General features: G+C 60.9%; 18 protein-coding genes. 12 read left to right on the top strand and 6 right to left on the bottom strand.

The annotated features are described in order from the left end of the window. Nucleotides 1-36 precede the first annotated feature (36 nt). The 7 genes from ACKUUJ_RS06365 to ACKUUJ_RS06335 all read left to right on the top strand — a co-directional run bounded on the left by ACKUUJ_RS06365 (nt 37) and on the right by ACKUUJ_RS06335 (nt 13,965). Entirely contained in the window at nt 37-669 is a 633-nt protein-coding gene (locus ACKUUJ_RS06365) for a cyclodeaminase/cyclohydrolase family protein (RefSeq protein WP_409065045.1), read from the top strand. 2 nt (nt 670-671) lie between these two features. Further along, complete coding sequence (locus tag ACKUUJ_RS06360; protein ID WP_409065044.1) at nt 672-1,526, top strand: bifunctional 5,10-methylenetetrahydrofolate dehydrogenase/5,10-methenyltetrahydrofolate cyclohydrolase; 855 nt, start codon at nt 672-674, stop codon at nt 1,524-1,526. Between the two features lie 101 nt (nt 1,527-1,627). Further along, a complete protein-coding gene (locus ACKUUJ_RS06355) occupies nt 1,628-3,151 on the top strand; it encodes a C69 family dipeptidase (RefSeq protein ID WP_409065043.1) in 1,524 nt (507 codons plus the stop codon). A 154-nt stretch (nt 3,152-3,305) separates the two neighbouring features. Then, entirely contained in the window at nt 3,306-3,716 is a 411-nt protein-coding gene (locus tag ACKUUJ_RS06350; protein ID WP_409065042.1) for a hypothetical protein, read from the top strand. An 8-nt stretch (nt 3,717-3,724) separates the two neighbouring features. After that, entirely contained in the window at nt 3,725-5,488 is a 1,764-nt protein-coding gene (locus ACKUUJ_RS06345) for an AarF/ABC1/UbiB kinase family protein (protein WP_270225611.1), read from the top strand. A gap of 467 nt (nt 5,489-5,955) precedes the next feature. Further along, a complete protein-coding gene (locus ACKUUJ_RS06340; protein ID WP_409065041.1) occupies nt 5,956-13,095 on the top strand; it encodes a DUF4430 domain-containing protein in 7,140 nt (2,379 codons plus the stop codon). A gap of 9 nt (nt 13,096-13,104) precedes the next feature. Further along, entirely contained in the window at nt 13,105-13,965 is an 861-nt protein-coding gene (locus ACKUUJ_RS06335; RefSeq protein ID WP_409065040.1) for a DUF4430 domain-containing protein, read from the top strand. Between the two features lie 178 nt (nt 13,966-14,143). On the opposite strand, the gene ACKUUJ_RS06330 is transcribed toward ACKUUJ_RS06335, so the two are convergent. The 3 genes from ACKUUJ_RS06330 to ACKUUJ_RS06320 all read right to left on the bottom strand — a co-directional run bounded on the left by ACKUUJ_RS06330 (nt 14,144) and on the right by ACKUUJ_RS06320 (nt 17,162). Next, complete coding sequence (locus ACKUUJ_RS06330) at nt 14,144-14,551, bottom strand: GtrA family protein (protein ID WP_409065039.1); 408 nt, start codon at nt 14,549-14,551, stop codon at nt 14,144-14,146. A 220-nt stretch (nt 14,552-14,771) separates the two neighbouring features. Next, a complete protein-coding gene (locus tag ACKUUJ_RS06325) occupies nt 14,772-15,167 on the bottom strand; it encodes a GtrA family protein (RefSeq protein ID WP_195535654.1) in 396 nt (131 codons plus the stop codon). Between the two features lie 78 nt (nt 15,168-15,245). Further along, a complete protein-coding gene (locus ACKUUJ_RS06320) occupies nt 15,246-17,162 on the bottom strand; it encodes a fructose-1,6-bisphosphatase (protein WP_409065038.1) in 1,917 nt (638 codons plus the stop codon). A 318-nt stretch (nt 17,163-17,480) separates the two neighbouring features. Here ACKUUJ_RS06320 and ACKUUJ_RS06315 point away from each other — a divergent pair, with 318 nt between their 5' ends. Beyond that, entirely contained in the window at nt 17,481-18,371 is an 891-nt protein-coding gene (locus ACKUUJ_RS06315; protein ID WP_409065037.1) for a DegV family protein, read from the top strand. A gap of 107 nt (nt 18,372-18,478) precedes the next feature. Here ACKUUJ_RS06315 and ACKUUJ_RS06310 read toward each other — a convergent pair whose 3' ends face one another. Next, a complete protein-coding gene (locus ACKUUJ_RS06310) occupies nt 18,479-19,570 on the bottom strand; it encodes a hypothetical protein (protein ID WP_409065036.1) in 1,092 nt (363 codons plus the stop codon). A gap of 192 nt (nt 19,571-19,762) precedes the next feature. On the opposite strand from ACKUUJ_RS06310, the gene ACKUUJ_RS06305 reads away from it, so the two are divergent. Next, on the top strand, nt 19,763-19,933 hold the full coding sequence (locus ACKUUJ_RS06305) for a hypothetical protein (RefSeq protein WP_409065035.1): 171 nt from the start codon (nt 19,763-19,765) through the stop codon (nt 19,931-19,933). A 24-nt stretch (nt 19,934-19,957) separates the two neighbouring features. Here ACKUUJ_RS06305 and ACKUUJ_RS06300 read toward each other — a convergent pair whose 3' ends face one another. Beyond that, nucleotides 19,958-21,061 carry an RsmB/NOP family class I SAM-dependent RNA methyltransferase gene (locus ACKUUJ_RS06300; protein ID WP_409065034.1) on the bottom strand — a complete coding sequence of 368 codons (1,104 nt, stop codon included), beginning with the start codon at nt 21,059-21,061 and terminating at the stop codon, nt 19,958-19,960. A gap of 151 nt (nt 21,062-21,212) precedes the next feature. Further along, entirely contained in the window at nt 21,213-23,363 is a 2,151-nt protein-coding gene (locus tag ACKUUJ_RS06295; protein WP_409065033.1) for a class I tRNA ligase family protein, read from the bottom strand. 132 nt (nt 23,364-23,495) lie between these two features. Here ACKUUJ_RS06295 and ACKUUJ_RS06290 point away from each other — a divergent pair, with 132 nt between their 5' ends. The 3 genes from ACKUUJ_RS06290 (at nt 23,496) to queA (ending at nt 25,984) form a co-directional block, all read left to right on the top strand. Continuing rightward, a complete protein-coding gene (locus tag ACKUUJ_RS06290; protein ID WP_409065032.1) occupies nt 23,496-24,065 on the top strand; it encodes a DUF3267 domain-containing protein in 570 nt (189 codons plus the stop codon). A 61-nt stretch (nt 24,066-24,126) separates the two neighbouring features. After that, nucleotides 24,127-24,702, top strand: a complete 576-nt coding sequence (locus ACKUUJ_RS06285) for an epoxyqueuosine reductase QueH (RefSeq protein WP_409065031.1) — start codon at nt 24,127-24,129, stop codon at nt 24,700-24,702. A gap of 70 nt (nt 24,703-24,772) precedes the next feature. Beyond that, nucleotides 24,773-25,984: a tRNA preQ1(34) S-adenosylmethionine ribosyltransferase-isomerase QueA gene (gene queA, locus ACKUUJ_RS06280; protein WP_409065136.1), complete on the top strand. Its 1,212-nt coding sequence runs from the start codon at nt 24,773-24,775 to the stop codon at nt 25,982-25,984. Nucleotides 25,985-26,198 lie beyond the last annotated feature (214 nt).

Genomic DNA, 26,198 nt, shown 5'->3' with positions numbered 1-26,198 from the left:
GCCCGACCGATCTATATGACTTGAAGGTGCATACGTATGAGCCAAGAGATGATGGACAAGACCTGCCGTGGGTTTGCCGAGGCGCTGGCCGCGCGCGAGCCGGTTCCCGGCGGCGGTAGCGCGAGCGCCTTTGTGGGCGCGCTGGGCGCCTCGCTTTGCGGGATGGTCGCTCGCTACGGGGCGACCAATCCCGCGCTTAGCGATCGGGCGGACGATCTTACGCGTGCATTTGCCCAGGCAGACGAGTTGGCGCAGGAACTAGTGGGTCTGGTTGCCGAGGATGTTCGTGCATACGGCCAGGTGTCTGCGGCATACGGTATTCCTCGTGATGACCCGGCTCGACCCGCGGCGATTCAGGACGCGTTGCGCGTGGCGGCCATGCCGCCGTACCGGATCATGGATGCCTGCGGGCGCGCACTGGCGCTGCTCGAGGACATGGCCGACAAGGGTTCGCGCCAGTTGCTGTCCGACGTGGCATGCGGCGCCGTGTTCTGCCGCGCCGCCATGCAAGGCGCGAGCCTGACGCTCTTTGCCAACACCACATCTATGAAAGACCGGGCGCGCGCCGAGGAGCTTGAGGCGGCGTGCGATGAGCTGCTAGATACGTGGCTGCCGCGCGCCGATGCGCTGGCGCGCCGCGCCGCCGACGCCGCCAGGAAGAGGGGGTAGCCATGGCAGAGCTGCTCAAAGGGGCTCCCGTTGCCCGTGCCTTGACCGAGGAGCTTGCTGCTCGCTGCGCCGCCCTGCGCGAACAGGGCATCGTGCCGACGCTGGCCATCGTTCGTGTGGGCGAGCGCGAGGACGATCTATCCTACGAGCGCGGCGCCCTCAAGCGCTGCGAGAAGGTTGGCATCGAGGCTCGCCGCGTTTTGCTTCCCGCCGATGTTTCGCAGGACGAGCTGTTGGCGGCTATTAAGGACATCAATGCCGACCCCGCTGTTCATGGCTGCCTGATGTTTCGCCCGTTGCCCGCTGGGCTTGACGAGGATGCAGTTGCCGCGGCACTCGATCCCGCCAAGGACGTCGACTCCATGACGCCGGCCTCGCTGCTCACCACGCTTTCGGGGCGAGGCGAGGGCTTTGCTCCTTGCACGGCTGAGGCCGTGTTGGCGTTGCTGGACCATTACGGCGTTGAGTTGGATGGGGCCAAGGTTGCGGTCGTCGGTCGGTCGCTGGTGATTGGCCGTCCCGTTGCCGCCATGCTTACGGCTCGCAATGCCACGGTGACGACGTGCCATACGCATACGCGTGACTTGGCTGCCGAGTGTCGTGCGGCTGATATTGTTGTTGCCGCGGTTGGACGTGCGCGCACGATTGGCGCGGATGCGGTTCGTGGGGGTCAGACGATCATCGATGTTGGCATTAATTGGGACGAGGCCGCTTGCAAGCTGGTCGGGGACGTGGATTTTGATGCTGCGGAACCGATTGTTGGCGCAATTACTCCCGTGCCGGGCGGCGTGGGGGCTGTAACGACGGCGATTCTCGCCAAGCACGTGATCGAGTCGGCGGAGCGCGCATCGAAATAGTCGTTTTTGACCACAGGGGTTGCCGGGGCGGCTGTTTCGCCCTTTTTGCGCCGAAGCGATACACTGTTGCCGTTTGATTTCTTCGCTCAAGGAGGATGCGCATGCCGTGCACAACGATTTTGGTTGGTAAGAACGCGAGCTACGACGGGTCGACGCTGGTTGCCCGCAACGAGGACTCGTCCAACGGGGTGTTTGAGCCCAAGCGCATGCGTGTTGTGCACCCCGACGAGCAGCCGCGTGTCTACACGAGCGTCTTGAGCCACCTGACCGTTGAGCTGCCCGACAATCCCATGCGTTACACAAGCGTCCCCGACGTTGTCCCGGGTCATGGCATTTGGGCCGAGGCCGGCTTCAATGAGCTCAATGTTGGCATGTCCGCAACCGAGACGCTCACCACCAACGAGCGCGTCCGCGGCGCCGATCCTCTCGTGGACTACGTGCCCGCCAAGGGCAACGAGGGCGAGGACGGCTATGTTCCGGCGCAGCCCGGTGGTTTGGGCGAGGAGGATATGGTGACCCTGGTGCTGCCGTACGCCAAGTCCGCCCGCGACGGTGTGCGCATCCTGGGCGACCTGCTCGAGCGCTACGGCACCTACGAGAACAACGGCATCGCCTTTAGTGATGTTGACGAGATCTGGTGGCTCGAGACCATCGGCGGCCACCACTGGATCGCCAAGCGCGTGCCCGATGACGCCTATGTGACCATGCCCAACCAGCTGGGTATCGATAGCTTTGACCTGGACGATGCCGAGGGCGCCCAGGCCGACCACATGTGCTCCGCCGACCTGCGCTCCTGGATGGCCGAGTGGCATCTGGATCTGACGCTGGGCGTCGAGGGCGACGGTCCGGCGACAGTCTTCAACCCGCGCGAGGCCTTTGGCTCGCACAGTGACAGCGACCACGTTTACAACACGCCGCGCGCCTGGTACATGCAGCGCTGCCTCAACCCCAGCGATGTGTGGGACGGTCCCGATGCCGACTACACGCCCGAGAGCGACGATATCCCCTGGAGCCGCGTGCCCGAGCGCAAGGTGACCATCGAGGACATCAAGTACGTGCTTTCGAGCCACTACCAGGGCACGGAGTACGACTGCTACGGCAGCAAGGGCACGCCCGCCACGCGCGGCGCCTATCGTCCCATCGGCATCAACCGCAACGGCCAGCTCGCCGTGCTGCAGCTGCGTCCCTATGTACAGCCGGCGTATCGCGCCGTGCAGTGGATGGCGTTTGGCTCCAACTCGTTTAACGCGCTCGTGCCGCTGTACGCCAATGTCGAGACCATGCCCGAGTACTATGCCGACACGCAGGCCCGCGTGACGTCGGAGAATTTCTATTGGGCAAATCGCCTGATCGGTGCCTTGGCCGATGTTCGCTTCCACGAGTGCGGTCGCGCGGTCGAGGACTATCAGGAGAAGGTCGGCGGCATGGGCCACAAGCAGATTCATGACGTTGACGCTGCCGTTGCCGCCCTGCCCGAGGCCGAGGTGCCCGCCGAGCTCGCGCGCGCCAACGAGGCCTTTGCCGAGCTCGTGCGCGTGGAGACCGATGCTCTGTTGGGCAAGGTGCTCTACACCACGAGCTGTGCCATGAAGAACTCCTTCGCGATGAATGACAACGTAAGGTAAAGACGGCCTTGCGGCGAACGAGCGGGACAAACGCCGTCAAAGGCTTCGCCCCGCTCGATTTCTATCTTGGTGATAAAACGATTTTGTGTCGTTCACCCAATCTTGGGTACAAGAACGCCAATGCAGTTGTTCATGATTGGAGCCAACCATGGTTATGAAATTCGATCAGCTTGTTAACGGTGCCATCAACGTGGGCTTCGGCGCCGCTGCCGTTGCCGTTGAGGGCGGCAAGAAGGTCCTTGACGACCTCAATACTAAGGGCGAGCAGGTCCGCAAGGACGCCGGCACCCCCGATATCGCCCGCAGCGTGTCCGATATGTTCGAGCAGGCCGGCGGCACCATTTCCGACCTGACCGAGCGCCTGGGCATGCAGGGCGAGACTGCGGCGCAGCGCGTGCTCGACGAGCTCATCCTGGCTCGCGTCCGGGTTATGACCGCCCCCGAGCGCACGGCCTTTTTGGCCCATGTGCGCGACATCGTCGACTCGGTCGAGGACAACGTGACTTCGGTGCCCGTCGAGTCCGTTGAGCCCGACGATGCAGAGGACACCGAAGAGGCCGAGTAGCAGCGCAGATGGCAGATTCCACCACCGATTACAACAATCTAGATCCCTTGGGTGACGAGACGGCGGTTGTCGATGAGGTTGAGGCCGCCGTCTCGGGCGCTCGTAAGAAGCCACGCGCTGTCGATATGGTCCCCGAGGAGCCCGACGCGATGGCGCCGGACGAGGAGTATCAGCTCACACCGGCAGGTCGTCGTGAGCGCATTGGGCAGATCGTTCGCCTGATCAAAAAGTACCGCGTATGGGATAACCTCACGCCGGTGCGTCTGCGTCGTCTGCTCGAAGAGCTCGGTCCCATGTTCGTCAAGATGGGGCAGATTCTGGCTAACCGCTCCGAGATTTTGCCGCAGCGGTTTTGCGACGAGCTCCGTCGCCTGCGCTCCGACGTAGAGCCGGTGCCATATGAGGTAGTGCTCCGCTGTCTGGAAGAGGAATACGGCCAGCGCCTGGGGCAGATGTTCGACGCGATCGACCCCAACCCGCTCGGAAGCGCGTCGCTCGCGCAGGTGCACCGCGCCCGTCTGGTGACCGGCGAGGACGTAGCCGTTAAGGTGCAGCGCCCCGGCGCGCAACAGGTCATGGCGCAGGACATCGACATCATCCGTTCGGTGGTGCGCATCGTTTCCAAGTTCGTCAACACCGATCAGTTTGTTGACCTGCACGGTGTGGTCGAAGAGCTGTGGACCTCATTTCGCGAGGAGACCAACTTTTTGGCCGAGGCCAAAAACCTCAACGATTTCTATGACTTCCACAAAAGCGTGCACGGCGTTTCGTGTCCCAAATCCTACCTGGACCTTTGCACCGAACACGTCGTGGTCATGGACTACATCGACGGCATCTCCATTGCCGATCCCGAGCGCCTGGTGGCCGAGGGCTATGACCTGGAAAAGATCGGCTCGGCGATCGTCGAGGACTATTCGACGCAGGTGCTCGACGACGGCTTTTTCCATGCCGACCCGCATGCGGGAAACATCATCCTCAAAGACGGCATTGTCTACTTTATTGACCTGGGCATGGTCGGGCGCATGTCGAGCCACGACCGCGGTATCGTCAAGGATATGATTTTCGCCGTGGCCGAGGGCGATGTGCCCAAGCTCAAGGATTCGCTCATGCGTTTTGCCGTGACGCGCGGTGATTCGGCCGAGCTCGATCATTCGGCCTTTTTGTCCGATTTGGACTTTATCGTAGCCGACTTTGCAGGACTCGATCTTAAGGACCTGGATATCGGCGAGTTTTTGACCTCGTTGCTAAACCTGGCGCGCAAAAACGACGTTGAGCTGCCGAGCGTGGTGACGATGTTCGCCCGCGGCATGGTGACGCTCGAGGGTCTGCTGACCGAGTACATGCCCAACGTCAACATGATCCAGATCATCCAAGCGCACATCAAAAACGAGAAGAGCGCCTATGCGCGCGTCCGCGAAATGGGGCGCGATCTTGCCGCGAGCAGCTATCGCGCGGCAAAAGGCTCGCTCGAGGCGGCCGAGTATCTGGGCTTGGCGTCGCGTATGCTCACGCGCGGTCAGCTTAAGGTAAACACGCAGATCATGAGCAGCGATAAGGCGCTGCGACAGCTGGGTGGAATTATCGACCGCATGTCGATGGCAATTGTGATTGCCGGCCTGTTTATCGGCTCGTCGGTGGTGTACTACGCGCGCATCGAGCCGGTTGTGTTCGGTATCCCGGTCATTGGCTTTATGGGCTACGTGAGCGCGCTGGTGCTGGCGCTGATGCTGGGCCGCGAGATTTGGCGCAACAGTCACGGCGGCAAGCGGTAACGATTTCGCGGGATCAGAGGAAGACGGATCCTTTTGCTCGGCATTCCATCCTCACCCTTTTCTATCGCAAACCATAGCTTTTACCTTGGGCTTCGCCTGTGTGCGGGGCCCTTTTACGTGCTACCATATCGACAGTAATAATCGATGGCCTAGATGGTGGTGCGGAGACGCACGAATGCGCGGTTTTCCTGCGCGTTTGGGAGAATCGGGGTGCAAGTCCCCGGCTGTACCAGTAACCGTAATTCCTCTTGGCCCGGGATGTTCGCGTCGCAGATCGGACGACGCGCCCGGGTCGGTAAGGTTAAGTCGGATCGCCTCCCATCTTGCACGCGGGCGCGGCGCATGCCGCCGGTACGCGTTGGGCTCTGGAGGGAAGGGGGACCCCGATGGGGGTACTCAAGCGCAATATGCGCGATGATGTGGGGCAGCCGCTGGGCAATGCTCCCAGTGCAGACAGTAGGAGACAAATGGATATGTTTGAGGACGAGTGCCAGCGCGCCTCGTGGCGTCGTCATGGAGCGATTGCCCGTGGCGTAGCCAAGCGCGGTCTGGTGGCGTTCCTGGCTTTTGCCATGGCTTTTGGCACCACGCCGGCGCAACTTTGGGCCGAGGGCGCCGAGGGCATTGCCGAGGCCGTGGCTCAGGCTACGACGGGCGGCGAGGGCGCGGCAGCCGACGATAGCGCTGCTGCCGCCGATGCCGGTGCGAACGGTGCTGCTGCGGAGGACGGCGCGGGTGCCAGTGACGCTGCTGCCGATGGCGCCGACGCAGGTCAGGGCGCAACTGCGAGTGCCGCGAATGGTGCTGACACCGCCGCAGACAACGCAACTGAGTCCGAGAACTCTGCGGCGGCGCCTGCTGCTTCGGAGCAGAAGAACGCCGTTGCCGCCGCATCCGCCACAACGCTTTCCGGTGAGGCAAAGGTCTTCATTCAGGACGCCAAGGATAAAGACAGCTCGTATTCCACGAAGTCCGGCGCGCTCAATGCGGGTGATACGCTCTGGGCAAATATGTACGATGAGGTCGAGGACGACTGGTACGGCACTTCGACTGAGTCCGTTACCAATCCCGGCACCTGGACCTACACCTGGCTCGCCGGCACGACCAGGGCCAGCAGCAACATCGCCGACTACACCGAGGTCGTAGGCCACGAGCAGTCGCTCACCGTTACCGACGCTATGGTGGGCAAGTACTTCATCTGCAAGGTTACGGCAGACGGCAAGGACTACTATGGTCCCGCTGCGTACGGCTCGGGCATCAACGCTAATTACATCCCCGGTCCCGTGCTGGGCGCCGGTCAGATGGAGCTTAACAGCGTCAAGCTGAATAGCGACACGCCGAGCATAGGCGATACCCTGACGGCGACTCCGTACATAAGCTATTATCAGCAAGCCCCCGCCGATGCCAAGGTCACCTACACGTGGTCCGCATCCACCTCGCAGTACTCGGGATTTACCAAGATCGAGGGCGAGACGGGCGCTACGCTCGTGGTGGGCGACGACCTTGAGGGCAAGTACATCAGGGTCGAGGCCAACGCTGGCGTCAACACGGTGAACAAGACCACTTCCAGCAAGGTCAAACAGGCCGGTGCGGTGGACATCTATGCCGTATCGCTTATCAATCCCAAGAATAATAATTCCGTGTTTGCGGTGGGCGATACCGCTCAGGTGCGCGCCAAGGAAAAGGGCGCCTCGACGTTTATCGACGCGAACAAGCTCAACTTCCAGTGGCAGTGCTCTGGCACCAAGAGTGGCAAGTATACCGACATTGCGGGTGCTACGGGTGAGACCCTCGAGCTAACCGATGCTTTGGGCGGCAAGTACCTCAAGTGCAAGGTGTCTTCGAAGATCGGCTCTTCGAGCATGACCAACTCGACGGGCGCTCTCGTTGCAGCCGCCGGTTCAATTAATGTCTCGAGCGTGACTATGAGCCCGACTTCGGGCAAAGTCGAGGTTGGCTCCACGATTACGGCGACCGCCAAGGCGGGTTCCACCGACGTTACCACCGATTCGCATGTCACGTGGCAGTGGTATAAGGGCACCGCGAAATACGCGAGCTCGTGCAACACGCCTATCGAGGGTGAGACCGGTAACACCCTGACGGTGACCGCCGCCCTTAAGGGCTACTACGTCGTGGCTAAGGCCAATGGCGGCTATGGCGAGGAGAAGCCCTACTATGCGGCAGGTCCTGTCTCGGTTGCGGGTCAGGTTGAGCTTTACGACGTGCAGTTTGAGGGTTCTCCTGCCACCAACGGCGTGCACGTGGGCGATAAGCTCAAGACCAAGGTGCGCAAAAAGGACGGCTCGAAGTACAGCTATATCGACCGCACCGATAATGTGACCTACCAGTGGCAGTATGCAAATAGTAGCTCGAGCTTCGACTCCGCTTACACCGATATCCCCGGTGCCACCGAGGCGACCTATACCGTTGACGCTGCCTATGCCGGCAAGTATCTGCGCGTGAAGGTGACGAGCGAAAATACCGTTTCCAGCACGCAGAAGAAGAGCTCATACGGCGGCACGCAGTCTGTTGCTCCGCTTGGCCCCGTGACGCTTAAGGGCCAGTACAAGCTGGCGGGCATTGAGCTTGCCGATAAGAACGTTACGCTGAGCGTGGGTTCAAAGATCACACCGAGCGTGCAGGTTCCGGGTCCTTGGTCGGGCTCGACCAAGGACGTGCCCGATGATGCCGACCTCACCATGGCGTGGTACGCGAGCGAGAACGGTACCGATTGGGCCGAGCTCACCGACGGCGTCGATACGACTGATGGCAGCCTGACTATTACGGATGCGCTTGTCGGCAAGAAGATCAAGGTCACCGCGAGCGCGCTCGATAACACCGTTGAGTGGGTTTCGCCCGATAGCGTTACCGCGGCGGGGGAGTATAACCTGCTGCGTGTGACCACTGCGCCGCAGATCAATAGCGATTCGACCCATCTCGTCGCGGGCGATAGCGTTAAGGCGACGGCGCAGGCCAAGCGCGCCGACGGTTCGGCCACTAACGGTATCGACGTCACCGGTCAGGCGACTGTTGCTTGGTATGCGGCCGACGACGCGAAGGCTCCCGCGGCCGACTGGACGCTGCTGTCCGATATGTCGGGCGCCGAGGCGACGGTCTCGGCATCTGCTGCTGGCAAGTATCTGAAGGCTGTCGCCACGAGCGGAAGCTCGACGGTCGAGCTCGTCTCCACCAACAAGGTTATCGCCGCAGGCTCGCTTGAGGCTGCAGTCCAAAAGCTCAACGATGCCAATAAACAGATTGCCGTTGATTACAGCGCTAAGGGCGGCAACGTCAATGACGCGCTGAAGGCGCAGCTTGCCGATCTGGGATTTACCGATATTGACGTCAAGGTCTCCGAGGGCGGCGTTGCCTTTAATGCAGAGGATGACAAGGCAACGGTCGGTATCTCCGACGCCCAGGGTAAGACCAACGGCGATGTGACGTTCTTCTACATCGACCCCAACAACTACACCGGTTACAACATTGACGGTCTGCGTAGCGCCGACGTCGTGTTTGAGCTGTCGCGCGATGGCAAGACCGAGTATTACCAGCCCAGTAAGTCGGTGCAGGTTGCTTGGGACGAGGCTCGTGTGCAGCAGATGCTCGACGATGCCGCCGAGCAGGTTGCCATCGGTTACGCTGCGGGCGATTCGGCCGAGTCCGTTACGTCCAACCTCACGCTTCCGTACCGCGCAGGCTCCAAGAGCAAGTTTGAGGTTAGCTGGAAGAGCTCCGACGGCGATGTCATTTGGCCGTCCGGTTATGGCTGGGACGACTACACCGGCAAGGTGACGCGCGTTTCGAGCGATCGCACCGTAACGCTGACCGCGACCGTTTCGTTTGTGAGCGGTGGCCCGTCTGACGTTAAGGGCGCGCACGACTTCACGGTGACCGTCAAGGGCGACCCCGAGAAGGTTGCTGCCGACAAGAAGGCGCTGCAGGAGAAGGTCGACGCGGCGTTTATTTACAACAACATCAAGTACTCCGGTACCGATGCGGTCGCCAATAAGGACGGCCTGACCGATGACCTCCAGATGCCGCGCACGAGCACGCTCGGCGTCGACGGAAAATACTATAAGGTCGAGTACTCCGCGAGCACCGATGACGTGACCTTCAACGGCTATAAGGGCACGGTCTTCCGTCCCGAGGCCGGTAAGAGCGCCGTCTCCACGAAACTCACCTGCACGGTTACGGATAAGAACAACGCTGAGGTCACTGCCACAAAGACGCTTGACTTCACGGTTGCGCCGCAGGATCAGGCCGACCTCGACAATGAGCTTAAGCTCATGGAGGCCGCCAAGGCGGGCTACGCCGAGGCCATCCTCGACGGCCAGGACGCCGCCGGCGTGACCGCAAATATGCATGCCTTCCAGAAGGCGTATCTCGACGCCGATGGTAAGCTCGCGTGGAGCTACGACAAGGCGTCTACCGACGCTGCGGGCTCGGGCATCGTCCCGGTTGAGCTCGAGGGCTACGACGACATGAGCGGCCAGCAGTGGCGCCTCTTCAAGTCGAGCGACACTGGTGTCGTCTCTGCGGAGAACCTTCTTGTCACGCAGCCTGAGTACAACACCAAGGTCACCATTACTTCTCGCCTTTCCAGTGAGAAGTACGCGCGTTACGCCAAGCGCTATCCGGATAATGCCACGTACGCAAAGCTCGCCAACCAGGACGTCTCTGCGACAGTGACCGTGCTTGGAACGAGTGGTCAGGTCGCTCCTGAGGTTACAGCAACATGCTCGGTTATCGGCATCGATGCCGATGGCAACCAGCAGACCTGGACCGCCGCCGAGCCGTACACGTTAAAAACGGGGTCTACCGCCGCCGACCTCTCTGAGGCGCTCTTCAAGAAGCACGGCCTCACCGCCGATTACGGCATGGGAACCTGGGGCTGGTACCTCAATTCCATCACCTCGCCTGTCGACGCGGGCCGAACGCTTGGCTATGATTCGCAGACCGGAGCGTACTGGCAGCTCTTCATCAACGGCACGGCCGCATCGGTTGGTGCGGGCGGCTATGTGCTCGAGGCCGGCGACTCGGTCGTCTGGTGCTACTCCAAGTACGGCGGCCCGGCGCCCACCGACCAGCTCTCCGTGAGCTGCGAGGTTGTTGGCCAGGCTAAGGACGGTAGCCAGCAGACCTGGGCTCAGCCCACGACTATCCAAGTGAAGGAGGGCTCGACCGCGGCTGAGCTCTCTGAGCAGGTGTTCAAGCAGGCTGGCATTGGCGCCGACACCGGGACGGGCTCCTACGGCTGGTACCTCAACTCGCTCACCTCTCCGTTTGATGAGGACGTAAAGCTCTCGACCGAAAAGGTTGACGCTTCCACTTGGAATTACTGGCAGTTCTTTGTCAACGGCAAGCTCGCAAATGTGGGCGCCGGTAACTACACGCTCAAGGCCGGTGACAAAGTTTCCTGGGTCTACGGCTCTGACGGTACTATGCCTGGGCAGACAAAGGCTTCCCTGCAGATTATCGGTGTTGACAGCGGCGGTAATGTTCAGACGTGGGCGCCTGCAGCTGACTACACCATGGTTGATACCGCGACCGTGGCTGATGCGACTGAACTTGCCTTCAAGCAGAGTGGCATCTCTGCGGATTATGGTACGGGTACATGGGGCTGGTTCCTCAACTCAATTACATCGCCGTTTGATGAGCGAACGCTCGCATGGGACTCCACGACTGGGGCTTACTGGAAGCTCTTTATCGATGGCAAGCCTTCCGATTTGGGCGCGGGCAGCGTCCAGCTGAAGGACGCGAAGTCTATCGCCTGGGTCTATACGGCTGGCGACAAGCTGCCTGACCCCGATGCCCTCACGACCGACCCCAACGCGCCTAAGTCTAACTTCGACTCTGCCTGGCCTGCGTTTGCCGGCGGCAAAGTCAATGGCTCGGTTGCCGAAGTGCCGACTCCGTCTGGTGCGGCTGAATCTGCGTGGGATGAGCCCGCGGATATCAAGGGCGATGCAAAAGGCGTTTCGGACTTGCTCATTATCGACGGTAATATTTGCGCGGTTAAGGGCAACCGCATTGTGCTCATAGATTCTGAAACCGGAAAGAAGGAGCTTGCGAGCTGCTCTATTGGCGCGAACATTGGCTACTTCTGCCGTCCCGCCTATAAAGACGGCTATCTGGTTGTTCCTTTTGAGGACGGCTCGCTCGGCATTTTTGTTCTGGACAAGAAGGATGGGCAGTACTCGATAGCCTGTCGATACAAGACCCCTTCGCTCGGGATCAAAGATACCCAAGCTCTCACGTCCGTGACCATCTCCGGCGGCAAGGCCTACGCAGGCTTCACTGTTGTCGACGGTTCAGAAGGTGCGCTCGTGTGCGTTGACCTGGCTTCAGGCAAAGTGGACTGGACAACAGACAAAAAGAAGTCCGAGACCAACGAGAACGAGGGCTACTACTGGGCGGGCGCTGCGGCCTCCGGTGACGACATCATCATCGGTAACGAGTCCGGTAAGGTTGCCCTCATTGATGGCTCCAACGGCAAAGAGCTCTCGAGCGTAAGCGTAGGCACGCCCGTTCGCTCCGGCATCATTGCCGTCGAGGTTGGCGAGAACGGCGACGGCACGTATCTCGCGGTATCCCGCGATAACGGAACGCTCTACAAGATTCGTCGCAGCGGGGACAAGCTGACCCTCGAGGGCAAGCCCGTTGCCTTCGCGGCCATCTCCACCTCTACGCCGGCAGTGAGCAACGGCCTGGCGTATGTCTGCGGCATGGACATCGAGGGTTACGGAACGCTCTCTGTCATCGATCTGAGCACTATGAGCGTTAAAAAGAGCATCCGCGCAGACAAGGGCGAGTCCAAGAGCACCCCGCTCGTCTCGGTTCAAGGTAACGACACGTACGTGTACTTCACCTGCAACGCTCTGCCCGGTGGCGTTTACGCTTATAAACTGGGCGACGATGCGGCGCAAATGATATTCACGCCCGACGCAAAGTATCGTGAATACTGCACCGCTTCTATCATCTGTGATGAGAAGGGCAACCTGTACTACGCCAATGACTCGGGACGCCTCTTTAAGCTAGCGGGTGCCGAGTCCTGGAGAGTTGCGTTCGATGTACAGGGCGGTTCGTACGTCGCACCGCGTTATGTTGCCAAGAACAAGATGGTTTCCGAGCCGGCTGCCCCAACCCGCGACGGATATACGTTCCTCGGCTGGTACACCGCCGAAGGCGAGAAGTGGGACTTCGCCAAGGACGTCGTGACGGCCGATATGACGCTCTATGCCAAGTGGACCAAGAATGCCGTTAACCCTGGCGGTAGCGGTGGCTCTGGCTCTAATGGCGGCTCGGGTAATGCCGGTGCTGGTTCTGACCCCGGTAACGGCACAAACGGCCAGCAGAGCGGCGGTGCCGTTTCGCCTGGGCAGAAGCCTGTGTCGTCGACCACGACCAAGACCAAAACCAAGGACGGCAAGGATTCCAAGAAGGATTCCGACAAGTCCGACAAGAAGGACAGCAAGAAGTCTGATAAGAAGTCCGCTGAGGCTCCTGTGCAGCAGTCTGGCTTCAATCCGCTCGCCATCGCTGGTGTGGCGGCCGGCGTGATCGGTCTTGCCGTCATCGGTGTGTTCGTATTCACCAAGCGTCGGTAGGTGAGGACTGTGTCCAATAAACCTCAGGACGCCGACTCCAAGCAGCCCGACTCGTCGTTCATTCAACTCGACGATGCAAAGAAAAAGGGCGCCGCCTCGGCGGCGTCCGCCCCTCGGCGCAGGACGCTGCTTGGCGCTCTGACGGCCGTCTGCATCGTCTTGATCGTTGTGTCGCTGGGTTTTGTCCAACCTTCTTCCAGCGGTGCATGGTCCATCGATTGGATCGCTCAGGCTGTGACAGGGGAGAGCGTCGTTGCCAAGGATGCGTCGGTTTCCGGCTCGATTACCGCTTCGGGCAAGGCTGCGCCCAAGGACTCCAAATCTTCGGACAATGCGAAGGACGGGTCGAAGGACTCAAAAAAGGATTCGAAGGAGAAGAAGTCCGAAAGCAAGGACGGCAAGACGTCCAACAACGCGTCTGCTGGACAGGGCTCTGAATCCGCCGGTGGATCGAGTTCTTCTGACGGCTCTTCTTCGGGCGGCGGCTCGGTGTCTGGCGGTGGGTCTGCATCCAACGGTTGCAACGCCTCTGCGGGCAATCAGGGCGGCTCGCAGCAGCCTGGTTACGTCACGGTGACGGTTGCGGTCACATCGAGCGCTGTGGGCAATCCCGTGTCTTCTGGTGGCACCTTCACCTTTAACGAGGGCGCAACTGCCTACGATGCCCTGTGCGCCCTGGGCCTTTCCGTGAATGCGCATGGCTCGTCGTACGGCACGTATGTCGCCGCCATTGGCGGTTTGGCCGAGAAGGAGCACGGCGGCACGAGTGGCTGGATGTACTCCGTCAACGGCGTGGCGCCCAACACAGCGTGCAGCAACTACGTCCTACACAACGGTGACAGTGTCGTCTGGTATTACGTAACGGGCTAAATGCCTCGACATAACACGCTAAACGGGCGGTTCGGACAAACATCCGAGCCGCCCGTCTTTATGCGAACGGGACGCAGTTTCTCGTCTCGTACGCCTTCCTCGGCAGACTCGGCAAACAAAAAAACCGGTTGGAACGAGAGTTCCAACCGGTTATACCTTCAAGCAAATGTCGAACAAACTACGACTGTGCGCCCTCGAGGAATAAGCGACGGCTAAAGTAGTTGTACCAGGTGACCAAGAACGTTGCGATTGCCTTCATGGCCTGGTAGCCGATGCTCAAAAACGTGACGCCCACAAACATGTACAGGTCGTTGAGGCCCAAACCGATCACGGACAGGATGGTGAAGATCGTGAACTCGCGCTTGCGGCTCATGCCCTCACGGTGGTCGAACACGTACTTCATGCTGAGCCAGTAGTTGACCACGACGGACGTGGTAAACGAGATCGTGGTGCTCATCAAAAAGTCGAGGTGGAACAGCTCGACGAGCGCAATGAGCATACCCCAGTCGATGCCAAAGGAGATAAGACCCACGACAGCGAACTTGAGGAATTGCTTGGTATGAGGTTGTGCCAGTGCCTTGCGCACGTAATCACATCCAATGCGTTGACGAATCGAGCAACGAGATACTTTAGAGCTTTTGCATGGGAAACGTAAGGTCTTTGGCAAGAACTATACGAACTCGCCAAATATTCAAGAGGCAATCCGCAAACGTTGCAAATCTTGCCGTAAACGAGCAAGGCCCACGAACAACGCAGCGCTCGACGCGCGTCGTCCGTGGGCCCCGTAGTGCAACGAGGAGGCCGGGCTACTTGGTCTCGTCGCCCTCCAGGAAGATCTTTCGGGTCACAAAGTTGTAGACCATAACAAGCGCGGTGGCGCAAATCTTGGCGATATTGGCCTCGAGCCCCAGGCCGGCGTTGAGCGCCAGCACGATACCGTCGTTGAGTGCCAAGCCAATAACGGACAACACGACAAAGATGATGAACTCGCGGCGGCGGCTCATGCCCTCCTTGTGTGCAAATACGTACTTCATGCTCGCGACGTAGTTAAAGATGAGCGAGACGATAAAGCCACTGGTGTTGGCGATCAGGATATTGAGGCCCAGGCCGTAGTGGAGCAGATTCATGATGCCAAAGTCGATGACGGTGGCAATGACGCCGACGACGCCAAACTTCATGATCTGCGCAAGGAGCTTTTGCATGGTACCTGCCTTAGGGTGGCGCCGGGGCGCCGTGGGGATGACAAACTCAGCAAGTTTAGCCAATCCGCGCAGGCGGGGCTAGGCGCGCTCCTCTATAGCACCGTTTCTATATGCATCGAGCAGTTGGCGCAGGTCCTGGATCTGGCTGCGAATCTTGACGCCGGTATCGGTGTCGCTCACCATGCGGCGCCGGTCGGCCTCGTCAAAGCGGTTGGTCTCGCTTTCGATGTCGATGTTGCGGGTGAGCGCTTCGGCAACCGTTGTAAAGGCCTGGTGCGACTTGAGGCGGCATCCGCGCGAGCTCGAGATGAGCGTGTAGCCGGCGATGCCTGTTTTGGGATGGTAGGCGCGACAGAAACCGCCATCGATGACCAGCAACTTACCGTTGGCGCGGATGGGCTGCTCGCCCTTGGTGGTTTTGACCGGGGTGTGGCCGTTGATGATGTGGCCCGTCGGCGAGCAGGCCATGGGTGCGACGCCAAACTCGCGCATGATATCGTCGCAAACGGACGAGGAGGTGGTGAGCGTATAGTACGGGTCCATTGGCTCGACCCACGTGCTCTTGTCGGCGATGTAGGCGCGCTCGAAGGTGCGCACCACGCGTCCGCTGGCGGGTGAGTTAAAGCCGATCCACAGGTACCACATCCAGTCGAGGGCATCGCGGTCGCCGACGCGCCAGGCGCGGCGCGCGATATGGTCGCAGAAATCAAAATAATCGCGGCCGGCGTGCCAGGTGCCCAGGCAGTTCATGCTGCTAAAGGTGCCGTCTTCGTTGAGCGGCACGCAGCCGTGGAACAGCAGGTTGCCGTTGGCGACCTTATACATGGAGCCGTGGGTATAGAGGAAATCGATGTGGCGATGCAGGTGTTCGGCGGTGACAAACTCGGATACGAGCTTGTCGATGATGTGCTGCTCCTCGGGCGTGAGCGTGTAGGGGTCTGCCGGATCGACGGTGGGGAAGTCGTTGGTCGTGAGCGGCCGCACGCTGCCGTCGGCAAGCGTGACTGTGCCAGCATCGTGATCGATCTTGTCGAGCAGCAGGCGGTCGGCCATATCGAACTCGGGGTGGCGCTGGATAATCTGGCCCTCGAGCTTAAAAAGCAGGACGTTAATGGCTTTGATCAGCGGGCTGACGGACTCGCCGGCGGTATAGGTGGCGTCGGCGAAGGCGACAAGCTCGCGCAGCGAGATACCATAGTCGTTCTCGAGAATCTCGTAGTTGTCGTAGCGCAGGTTGTTGCGCAGCACCGTGGCGATGCAGGCGGGCTCGCCGGCAGCGGCGCCCATCCACAGCAGGTCGTGGTTGCCCCACTGAATGTCGAGCGAATGATAGGTGAGCAGGCGGTCCATAATCTTGGCCGCGCCGCCGCCGCGGTCGAAGATGTCGCCCACCAAATGCAGGTGGTCGACGGCGAGGCGCTTGATGAGCGAGGCGAGCGACTCGATAAAGTCGTCGGCGCTGGCGGTCTCCAAGATGGATTCGATAATGCGCTCGTGATAACGCACACGGTAGTTGTTCTCGTCCGGATGCGTGTGCAGCAACTCGTCGATGATGTAGGCGTAATCGCGCGGGATGGCTTTGCGCACCTTGGAGCGGGTATAACGGCTCGAAAGCGAGCGGGCAACCACAATGAGTTGGTCGAGCATGGTCTTATACCAGGTGGGCGAGTCCTCGCGCCGGCTGCGGACAAGATCGATCTTCTCGCGCGGATAGTAGATGAGCGTGCACAGCTCGCCCTTTTCGTCAAAGGAGAGCGTGTCGCCAAAGATCTCGTCGACATGCTCGCGCACGACGCCCGAGCAGTTGTTGAGGATGTGCATAAAGGCTTCGTACTCGCCATGCACATCGCTCATAAAATGCTCGGTGCCCTTGGGCAGGTTGAGGATGGCCGAGAGGTTGATGATCTCGGTGAATGCGGATTGCTCGGTGGGGAACTGTCTCGACAGCAGGCGCAGATACTTGAAGTCTTGCGGATTGCGATCGAATGCGACCATGAAGCACCTTCCGATGTGGTTGGTAAAACTGACAAACAGCGTCAAACGTTTATCAGTATGCGCCGCTTTTGTTTCGAATGGGGATGGGAGGTCGAATTGTTGGCCGAACGGTTTGGTAAATCGATTTAGTTGAGGTAGATATGGCGGTTGAGTGGAGACGCAGGGTCGTTTTTGCAGACGCATGCCTCCGGGATCGATAGAGATGATGACGGTAAAGATGTTCACTATCTTTGGTTCAATTTGGTAAATAGTGGACATTTGTACCGTATTCACGCTTGCTGTGCAATAATTTACGCAGCAATGAGTAAGGAGCCTCATATGAGTGATTTTGTCCTGACCTGTGAATCCGCCGCCGATCGAACCCGTGAGTTCTTTGCGTCGCGCAATATTTCTGTCGTGTGTTTTCATTACGAGATCGACGATGTTGTCTATACGGACGATCTGTATCAGTCGATTGCGCCGGACGAGTTTTTTGCCCAGATTGCCGCGGGCGCCATGCCCAAGACGTCTCAGGTGAGCGTGGGTGAGTACGAGGAGTTTTGGGAGCCGTTTGTTGCCGAGGGTAAAGACGTGCTGCACCTGGCGTTGTCGTCGGGTATTTCGGGCACGTATGGATCGGCCTGCGTTGCGGCGCAGATGCTTGCGGATCGCTATCCCCAGGGCGGCAAGGTACGCGTCATCGACTCGCTGGCGGCGTCTTCGGGCTTTGGCCTGCTGGCGGAATGTGCCGCCGACGTTCGCGATAGCGGCGCTTCGCTCGACGAGACGGCCGCTTGGATTGAGGAGCATAAACTCAACCTGCACCACTGGTTCTTCTCGACCGATTTGTCGAGCTACCTGCGCGGCGGTCGCATTTCGGCCGCGAGCGCGATCATCGGCACGGCGCTCAAGATTTGCCCGCTTATGACGGTCGATTGCGAAGGTGAGCTGGCGCCACGCGAGAAGATTCGCACCAAGAAGCGCGCGATCTCCGAGATGGCCAAGACCGTGATGGCGCATGTGCAGGACGGCGCGAACTATTCGGGCAAGTGCATCATGTCGCACTCGGCGTGCCGCGAGGACGCCGAGGCCGTTGCAGCACTGATAGAGGAACAGGTTCCGCAGCTCAAAGGCAAGATTGAGATCAATAGCATCGGTGCTCTGATTGGCTCGCATACCGGCCCCGGCACGGTGGCCGTCTTCTTTATGGGTGACAAGCGCGTGGACTAACGTTTGTGGGCTGGCTGACGGTTTTAACGGCTACGCCAGTTCTCCTGACATTCGATAACAGAAAAAGGCCCGTCCCGTTGTTTGCGGGGCGGGCCTTGCTGTTGCGACTAGCGTTTCTTTCCGCGGAAGAAGAAGCCGTGCAGCGAGGGCTTGAGTCCGCGGTTGGCGCGACGTTCCTCGATATGATCGTGGATCGAAGCGACGCGTTCGATGACTTCGTCGGGGATCGGCACATCGGGATTCATGTTCTCGACCTGGCTAACCTCGGCGGCGGCGACCTGGTCGATAATGGGCACATCGTCGTGCGAGATGACAGGTGTGGCGTCTTCCTTCATCTTGCGATAGCGCTGCATCATGTCGGTCTGCAGTTGCTGGGCCGATGGCGGCGTCCAGATGATGGCGTTGGCGCCGGCGGCGATGGTCTCACGGATGCTCTCGGGCGTTTTGCCGCCCGGTGCGATGAGCGGCAGGTTGGGATAGTGCTCGCGCAGTTCACGCAGGACCTGCGGCGTGTTCTTGCCGGCCGCGATGTTGAGGATCTTGGCTCCGGCGCGCACCTTGGCATGCGCATCGTCGTCGCAGCGAACGACCGTGGCGATGACGGGGATATCGGCGATGTTGGTGATGTGCTCGACCATCTCGGCGGTAGCGGGGGAGTTGACCACGCAGCCCGCCGCGCCCTGCATCTCGGATACGGCCGCCATCTGCACGGAACGCTTACCGGTGGTGGTGCCGCCGCCAACGCCCACAAAGACCGGGCACTCGGCAACAGTCAGCAGCGCCTGCGTAATGGCGGGCTGCGGCGTGAAGGGGTAGACGGCAAACACAGCGTCGGCATTGGAGTTGCGGATGACCGCCACGTCGGTGGTGTAGATGAGCGATTTGATGCGGCGGCCAAAGAGCGTAAAGCCGCTGGCCTCCTCGATCTCATCGGGCATGCGGAGGGCCGCCTTGCGCAGGCGCCCGTCGATGGGCAGCGGCTCCATGGGCAAAAGGCCGTTGGGAGTTACGGCCACCTGGGGCTCGGTAAATTCGTCTGCAAGCTCTACCTCGGAGAAGTCGACCGAGGCGACGATGTCCTCGTGAACCTCGGCGGGAACATCGATGGGGGCTTGGTCGTTCGTCGCGGCAGGCGTATCGAAGGAGCTGGTGCCGACAAAGGCGTCGACGCGCTCGTTTAAATCGTTGAGAGAATCCATGGCGGTCCGTTTCTATGTTCTGCGGTCGGCAGTGTACGACCGGCGTTGCGAGTGCTAAATCGTTTGACGAGTTGATTTTTCCCCGCCGCGCCATCCGTTAGACTGAAGGACCGGCGAACGTGAAGGAGCTGTGGTGGCGGGAATCGAGGTGCTATCTTGAATGTCCCGTATGCAAAAGAGAGGTGACGCGGTATGGAATTTTCGGCAATGTTAGGCTCGATTGGCCTATGCGTGGGCGCAATCGCTGCCGCCGCGGTCATCTACTTTGCGGTCACGGCCATTAAGGGCAAAAAGGCCGAGCGCAAGGAGCGTGAAGCGCTTGCGCGGCATAAGGACCAGCAGGACAGCCGCGCACGGCGATAGCTTGTTGAGTTTTGAATCCGTGCGCTAGCTGCGTTTTCGGACCAGGGCGATATAGAAGCCCTCAAAGTCGCGACTGGGCGGAATGGTCAGCGTGCCTGGCATGCCGTTGGCAATGGCCGAGACGTGACCCGCGGCAATGGCTTCGGTAAGGGCGTTGCACTCGATATGCGGCTTGTCGCCGGTATCCTGTGTGCGACGCGCTTCGCTTTCGCTTGGCGTGCCGTCGAGGGGGATGAGCTCGCAGTCCATATGCTTGTCGAGGGCCTCTTGCAGGGCGTCCTCGTTTTCCTGCGGCAAGATCGAACAGGTCGAATAGACCAGCGTGCCGCCCGGTTTGAGGGCCCCCATGGCGCGGTCCAGAAGTGCTCGCTGCGAGCGGGCGCACTTGACGAGCAGCTGCTCGGTGAGGCCGCGCAGACTTTTCTCGTTGCCGCTGATGACGGTGCCCGTACCGGTACAGGGGGCGTCGAGCAGGATACGGTCAAAGCGGAAGAACTCGTCAAGCTCGCGCGCGTCAATACGCATGACGGGCACGTTTTTGGCGCCCTGGCGGCCCAAGTTGGCCTCGAGCTTTTCGGCGCGGGGAATGCTCATCTCGCAGGCGGTGAGGTGCGCCTGGCCCTGGGTGAGGGCGGCGATCTGCGTCGTCTTGCCGCCGGGGGCCGCGCACATGTCCAAGATATCCTCGCCGGCCTGCGCGCCCAGCACCAAAGGAGGCATCATGGACGACAGACTTTGCAAGTAGATCTTGCCGTCGCGGTAGATGTCGAGATCCCACAGATCGGAAACCTGGGCCTCGGGCAGGATAAAGGCTTCTGGGTACCAGGCAACGGGGTTGTGGGCGATGCCGGCGGCATCGAGCGCCGCAGCGATGTCCTCGGCGGTCGCCTTGAGCGTGTTGGCGCGCAGCGTGACCGGGCGTGTGGCCGCGGCGCCAAAGCCTTCGATCACGAGCTCGGCATCGGCAGGCGTATAGGCGCCAGCAACCGTGTCGACCATAAAGCGCGGCAGGTCGGCGGCGGAGTGTTGGGCGGCAAGCTGGTCGGAAAGCTCGGTGGCGGCAAACTGCCTAAGCTTGAGCTCGGGCTTAACCTGCTTTTTCTGGTTACGACGACGCGGCTTGGACATCCGTCTTTCCTTCCACCTAAATGATTATTCTGGGACGGGGATTAAAAAATCATTTAATGATCCCCGTCCCAAAAAGACTGTACTGTGGCGCCCGGGAATGATTTTTTAATCCCCGTCCCAGAATAATCATTCCCGGGCGCGTTGCGGTTGCCTAGTACTGGCTCTCGTGCTTGCTAAAGAAGTCGAAGCGCGGGGGCAGCGGCTTCACGCGGTGCTCGCCGGGCTTCTCACCCAGGCTCTCCACAAACTCGTCCGTGGAGGCAAAGATGTTGTCCCAGCTAAAGAAGGCGACCGGGTCGACGTCGAAGTACTCGCAGATGAGCTCGCAGCCGGCCGGGACGATGCCGTGCATCAGAACGGTCGCTACGCGCAGCTCGGTAAAGGCATCGACCAGGGCCTGCTTCATGGCGGCGTTGGCCGGCTCGCCCTCGAGCTTGTTGGCGGCCTTGGAGGCATCGCTCCAACGCTTGTTGGCGGCGCGCAGGTAGTCGTCGCACACGGCGAGCGCGCGGTGCGTCTCGAACTTGTACATGGCCTGTTCAAAGGCAAGGGCGGCCTGCTCGGCAGCCTCGACCACGGCGGCAGAGGCTGCGCCGGCCGGAATGCAGCCGTTGCGGTACGGGCTCTCGTCGCCCTCCTTGACGGCGACGCCGTAGAAGCAGCTGCGGGCCAGGCGGTTGAACACGCCGGTCAAAAGGGCGCTCTCCTTAAGGGCCGGATCGATGACGCGCTTGTCGTCGCAGGCGCGCACCTCGTTGCCGTCCTTGTCCTTGCCGGTCACACGCGTGTCATATGCCTTGGGGCTAAAGCTCACCGGCTTCTCGGACAGGCCGAGCGACAGCCAATGCGCGCGCATCTGCTCGCAGGTGTAGTGGTTGAGCAGGTCGTCTGCCGGCGGGGGAGGCGTCTGCGAGGACGAGCTGGCCTTTTTGCCCATGTAGAGCAGGTGGTAGCAAGCGCTGACGGTGCTCTGCGTAAGGTCCCAGCCCAGGGCCTCCCACATGGCGGTCTGCGCGATGCAGTAGAAGTAGATGTTGTCCTGACCGATGAACTGGTAGATCTGCGCGTCGTCCGAGCACCACCAGTCGCGCCAGTCGAGTGAGCTGTGCTGATAGGTGGGCGCGGGGACCTGCGTGGAATCGGCGTCGGCCTCGCCCATGAGGGCGGCGTCCTGGGCGGCGACACCCTCAGTTACGCCGGCGGCCTTGGCATCGCGTGCGAGCACGGTGCGCGTATAGCTGATGGGCGCCCACAGGCTCTCGGGCCAGCACCAGCAGGTGACGTCGTTCACGCCGTCGACCTCGGGCACCGGAACGCCCCAGTCGATGTTACCGGTGATGCGGAAGGGCACGAGCGCCTTGCCGCTGCGGAAGCGCACACCGCCGTTGGCGAGCACCGCGTGGGCGTCGTCGCGCTCCTTCCAGCTGGGGAAGGTGACGGTAAAGCTGCTCTTGTTGCCCTCGGGTTCCAGCACGGTGTGCTCGGGGAGCTGGTCCTCGACGGCGTCGAAGGCCTCGCGGAACTTGTTCTGAATGTAGAGCTGAGCCGGCAGCAGCCACTCTTCCATGGTCTTGGAGACCACGGAGCGAACCTGCGGGTTCTGGGCGAGCTTGGCGGTGTAGGTCTTCATAAAGTCGAGGTAGGCCGGCAGGTCGAAGTAGAGGTTGTCGACCGGGCGCAGCTCGGGCACCTCGCCGGTGAGCTGGCTCTTGGGCGCGATGAGCTCCTCGGGCTCAAACTGGTGACCCAGGTCGCACTCGTCCGCGTACGCCTTCTCGGACTTGCAGCCCTGAATGGGGCAGCGGCCGATCACCTGACGGCCGTTGAGGAACGTGCCGGCCTTGGCGTCGTAGAACTGCAGCGTGGAGCGCTTGGAGATGGTGCCCTGCTCGTGCAGGCGCTCGATAATCTCGGCGGTCACTTCGTTGTGAATCTGCGCAGCCGGCTCAAGGCCCGAGCCGCCGTAGATATCGCAGCTGATGTCGTAGTTGTTGAGGGTCGCGGCCTGGCGGGAGTGATTGGACTCGACGTACTCGCCGATGGACTTGTCGTAGCCTTCGTTCTCCTTGAGCTTGCGGTAGCTCTCCATGATGGGCGAGCCATAGCAGTCGGTGCCCGAGGTGAAGATGACATTTTCGCGGCCCAGACGGTCGCGCAGGAAGCGGGCGAAGAAGTCGGCCGGGACAAAGACGCCACCAACGTGGCCAAAGTGAAGGCCCTTGTTGCCGTAGGGCTCGCCGGCGGTAACGATGGCGCGGCGAGGCCAGCTGGGACGGTCGTTCATGGAGTATTTGGATGCCATGGGACTCCTTCGCATATGGTGATGGCGCGGCCGGGCGCAAGGCCTGACGACGCGGTGGTCAATTCGTGCATATCGTTCGACATTATCGCACATGCGGACGGGTACGTGGCAGGGGCGCTATCCTAAGATGCTATGAATGAGATTTCCAACATACATGCGTTTGAGGACGAGGAATTTCTGCACGCCTGCTTTGTGTGGGGGATGGCCGTGCTTGTGGTGTTTGCCGTGTGCCTGGTGCCGGTGTTTATGCTGCTGGGCGGGCCCGCAGACTTGGATGTGGCGGACGCGGGCGGCTGGACGGCGGTTTTGGGCTGGATAGTCGGCTTGGCTGCGGTTTCGGCGGCGTCATTTGCCGTGCACGAGCTGGTGCACGGTGTGTTATTTAAGCTTCTGGCGCCTGCGGGCGCGAAGGTGACCTTTGGGGCGAATCGCGAGACGGCGATGATCTATGCCTGCGCCGAGGGCGTGGTCTATTCGCGCCGGCGGTACGTGGCAGTTTGCCTGGCGCCGACGGTTGTTGTGACGGCGGCGTTTGCCCTGGGGTTTGCGTTTTCGGGCTATCCGCTGATGTGCTACCTGGCGGCCGGCTTGCATTTGTCGGGCTGTGTGGGCGACTGGTATTACGTGCGGACCATCCTGCGCGACCGCCGCATTGTCGCCTGCGAGGACACGTCCTTTGGCGTCCGCTTTTTCGCAAGGTAGTCTTTTGGGATGATTTTTCTGGGACGGGGATTAAAAAATCATTGTGGGAGAGGAGATGTCCATGAAGCCGTTGCTGCTGCATGCTTGCTGCGCGCCGTGCTCGCTGGAGCCGGTTCGCCTGCTGCGCGAGGAAGGGTTTGAGCCCACAATCTGCTGGACAAACCCCAATATTCAACCGCGTGATGAATGGCAGCGGCGTTTGGACGAGCTGCGCCGGTGGTGTGCCGATGGCGACATCGAGCTCATCGAGGCGGGGGAGGACCGTGAGCGCTGGGAGGTCGGCGTGGCCCCGCTGGGCGCCGATCGACCCCGTCGCTGTCGCGCGTGCTATGCCTTGCGTCTGGCCGAGGCATGCCGTGTGGCTCAGGAGCGTGGGTTTGAGTTTGTGGGCACGACGCTCGCCGTCTCGCCGTATCAGTTGTTCAAAACCTGCAATGACGTGCTTGAGCGCTTGGCGGCGGCACATGGGCTCACCCCGGTCATTCGCGATTTTCGCCCGTATTACCCCGAGGCCACGCGTCGTTCGCGCGAGCTTGGCATGTATCGACAGAATTACTGCGGCTGCCGGTTCTCGGCCGTCGAGGCGGCCATGGATCGAGCCCGCATCCGCGACGAGCGCAAAGCCGCCAAAAAGTAGTTCATTTGGGACGTCAGCCTGCTAGGATGTAGAGCGGACTTTAGCTATATAAGGAGAATCCGACGTGTCTATGCGTACCGATGATTTTGACTACAACCTTCCTGAGGAACTGATCGCCCAGGCGCCTGCCGAGCCGCGTGACTCCTGCCGTCTGCTGGTGGTGGATCGCAAGGGCTCCCAGGCGGGAACGCCGCTGGAGCACGGCGGTACCGTTGAGCACCGTATCTTCCGCGATATCATCGACTATATCGAGCCGGGCGATGTGCTCGTCATCAACAAGACGCGCGTGATGCCGGCCCGCCTGATCGGTCGCAAAGCCGGCTCGGGTGGCGTGGTCGAGACGCTGCTGCTCAAGCGCCGCGAGGACGTGGATCCGCTGGGCCATGTTTGGGAGTGCCTGGTCAAGCCGGGTAAGCGTCTGAAGCCCGGTGCTCAGATTGAGTATCGCGCAGGTGGCGCCCATGCGCCCGAGGGGGCTCCTGTGGTACTGACGGCCGAGGTTGTCGACTTTGTCACCGATAGCCGCGGCGGCCGCCTGGTGCGTTTTGAGCCGGCGGGCTGCAACGCAGCCGGCGACCCACGCACACTCGACGAGGCCATCCACGCTGCCGGCCACGTGCCGCTGCCGCCCTACATTACCGATTACGAGGGCGATCCCGAGAAATACCAGACCGTCTACGCCATGAAGGAGGAGCACTCGGCTGCCGCTCCCACGGCGGGTCTGCACTTTACTCCCGAGCTCATGGCCGCTATCGAGGCCAAGGGCGCGAAGTTTGCCGCCGTCGAGCTCGAGGTGGGCATCGATACCTTCCGCTTGGTGGAGGAGGACGACCCTACGCAGCACGTGATGCACACCGAGCGCTACCACGTGTCTCAGGAGGTTGTCGATGCCGTGCATAAGGCGAAGGCCGAGGGGCATCGCGTGATCGCCGTCGGCACCACCGCAGTGCGCTCGCTCGAGAGCGCGTTTGACGTGGATGCCCCGGTGTCCGATCCGGCCGTGACGGCGCGCTATTTTGAAGGCCGCGAGGACGGGGCCGACACGCTCGGCCGCGGTGACATCGTGGTGCGCGAGAACGCCACGACGCAGCTCTACCTCATGCCCGGCTCGACCTATCACGTGGTTGACGCACTGATCACGAACTTCCACGTGCCGCGCTCTACGCTCATGATGCTCGTGAGCGCGCTTGCCTCCCGCGACCAGATCATGGATGCCTACGCCGCTGCTATCGAAGAACGTTACCGCTTCTTCAGCTTCGGCGACGCCATGCTCATTCTTTAAGTTACGCGGTTCTACGAACCGCGTAACCACTTGACGCTGCAAACCCACCAGAGCGGCAATCTGCCTTTCAACTTCGGCGGCATGACCAGAAGGTCAATGCCGCCTTGTTTCAAGGCACCTTGCTCGCTCTGGCGGGTTTTCGCTCATATGACCCAATCCGCTGTCAAGAGCCACAATGGCCCCGCCGACCGCTTGCAATCGGTCGGCGGGGCCT

The sequence above is a fragment of the Collinsella sp. wc0583 genome, assembly GCF_046116915.1.
In the GTDB taxonomy this organism is placed as follows: domain Bacteria; phylum Actinomycetota; class Coriobacteriia; order Coriobacteriales; family Coriobacteriaceae; genus Collinsella.
This window is presented reverse-complemented; position numbering and strand designations above follow the sequence as displayed.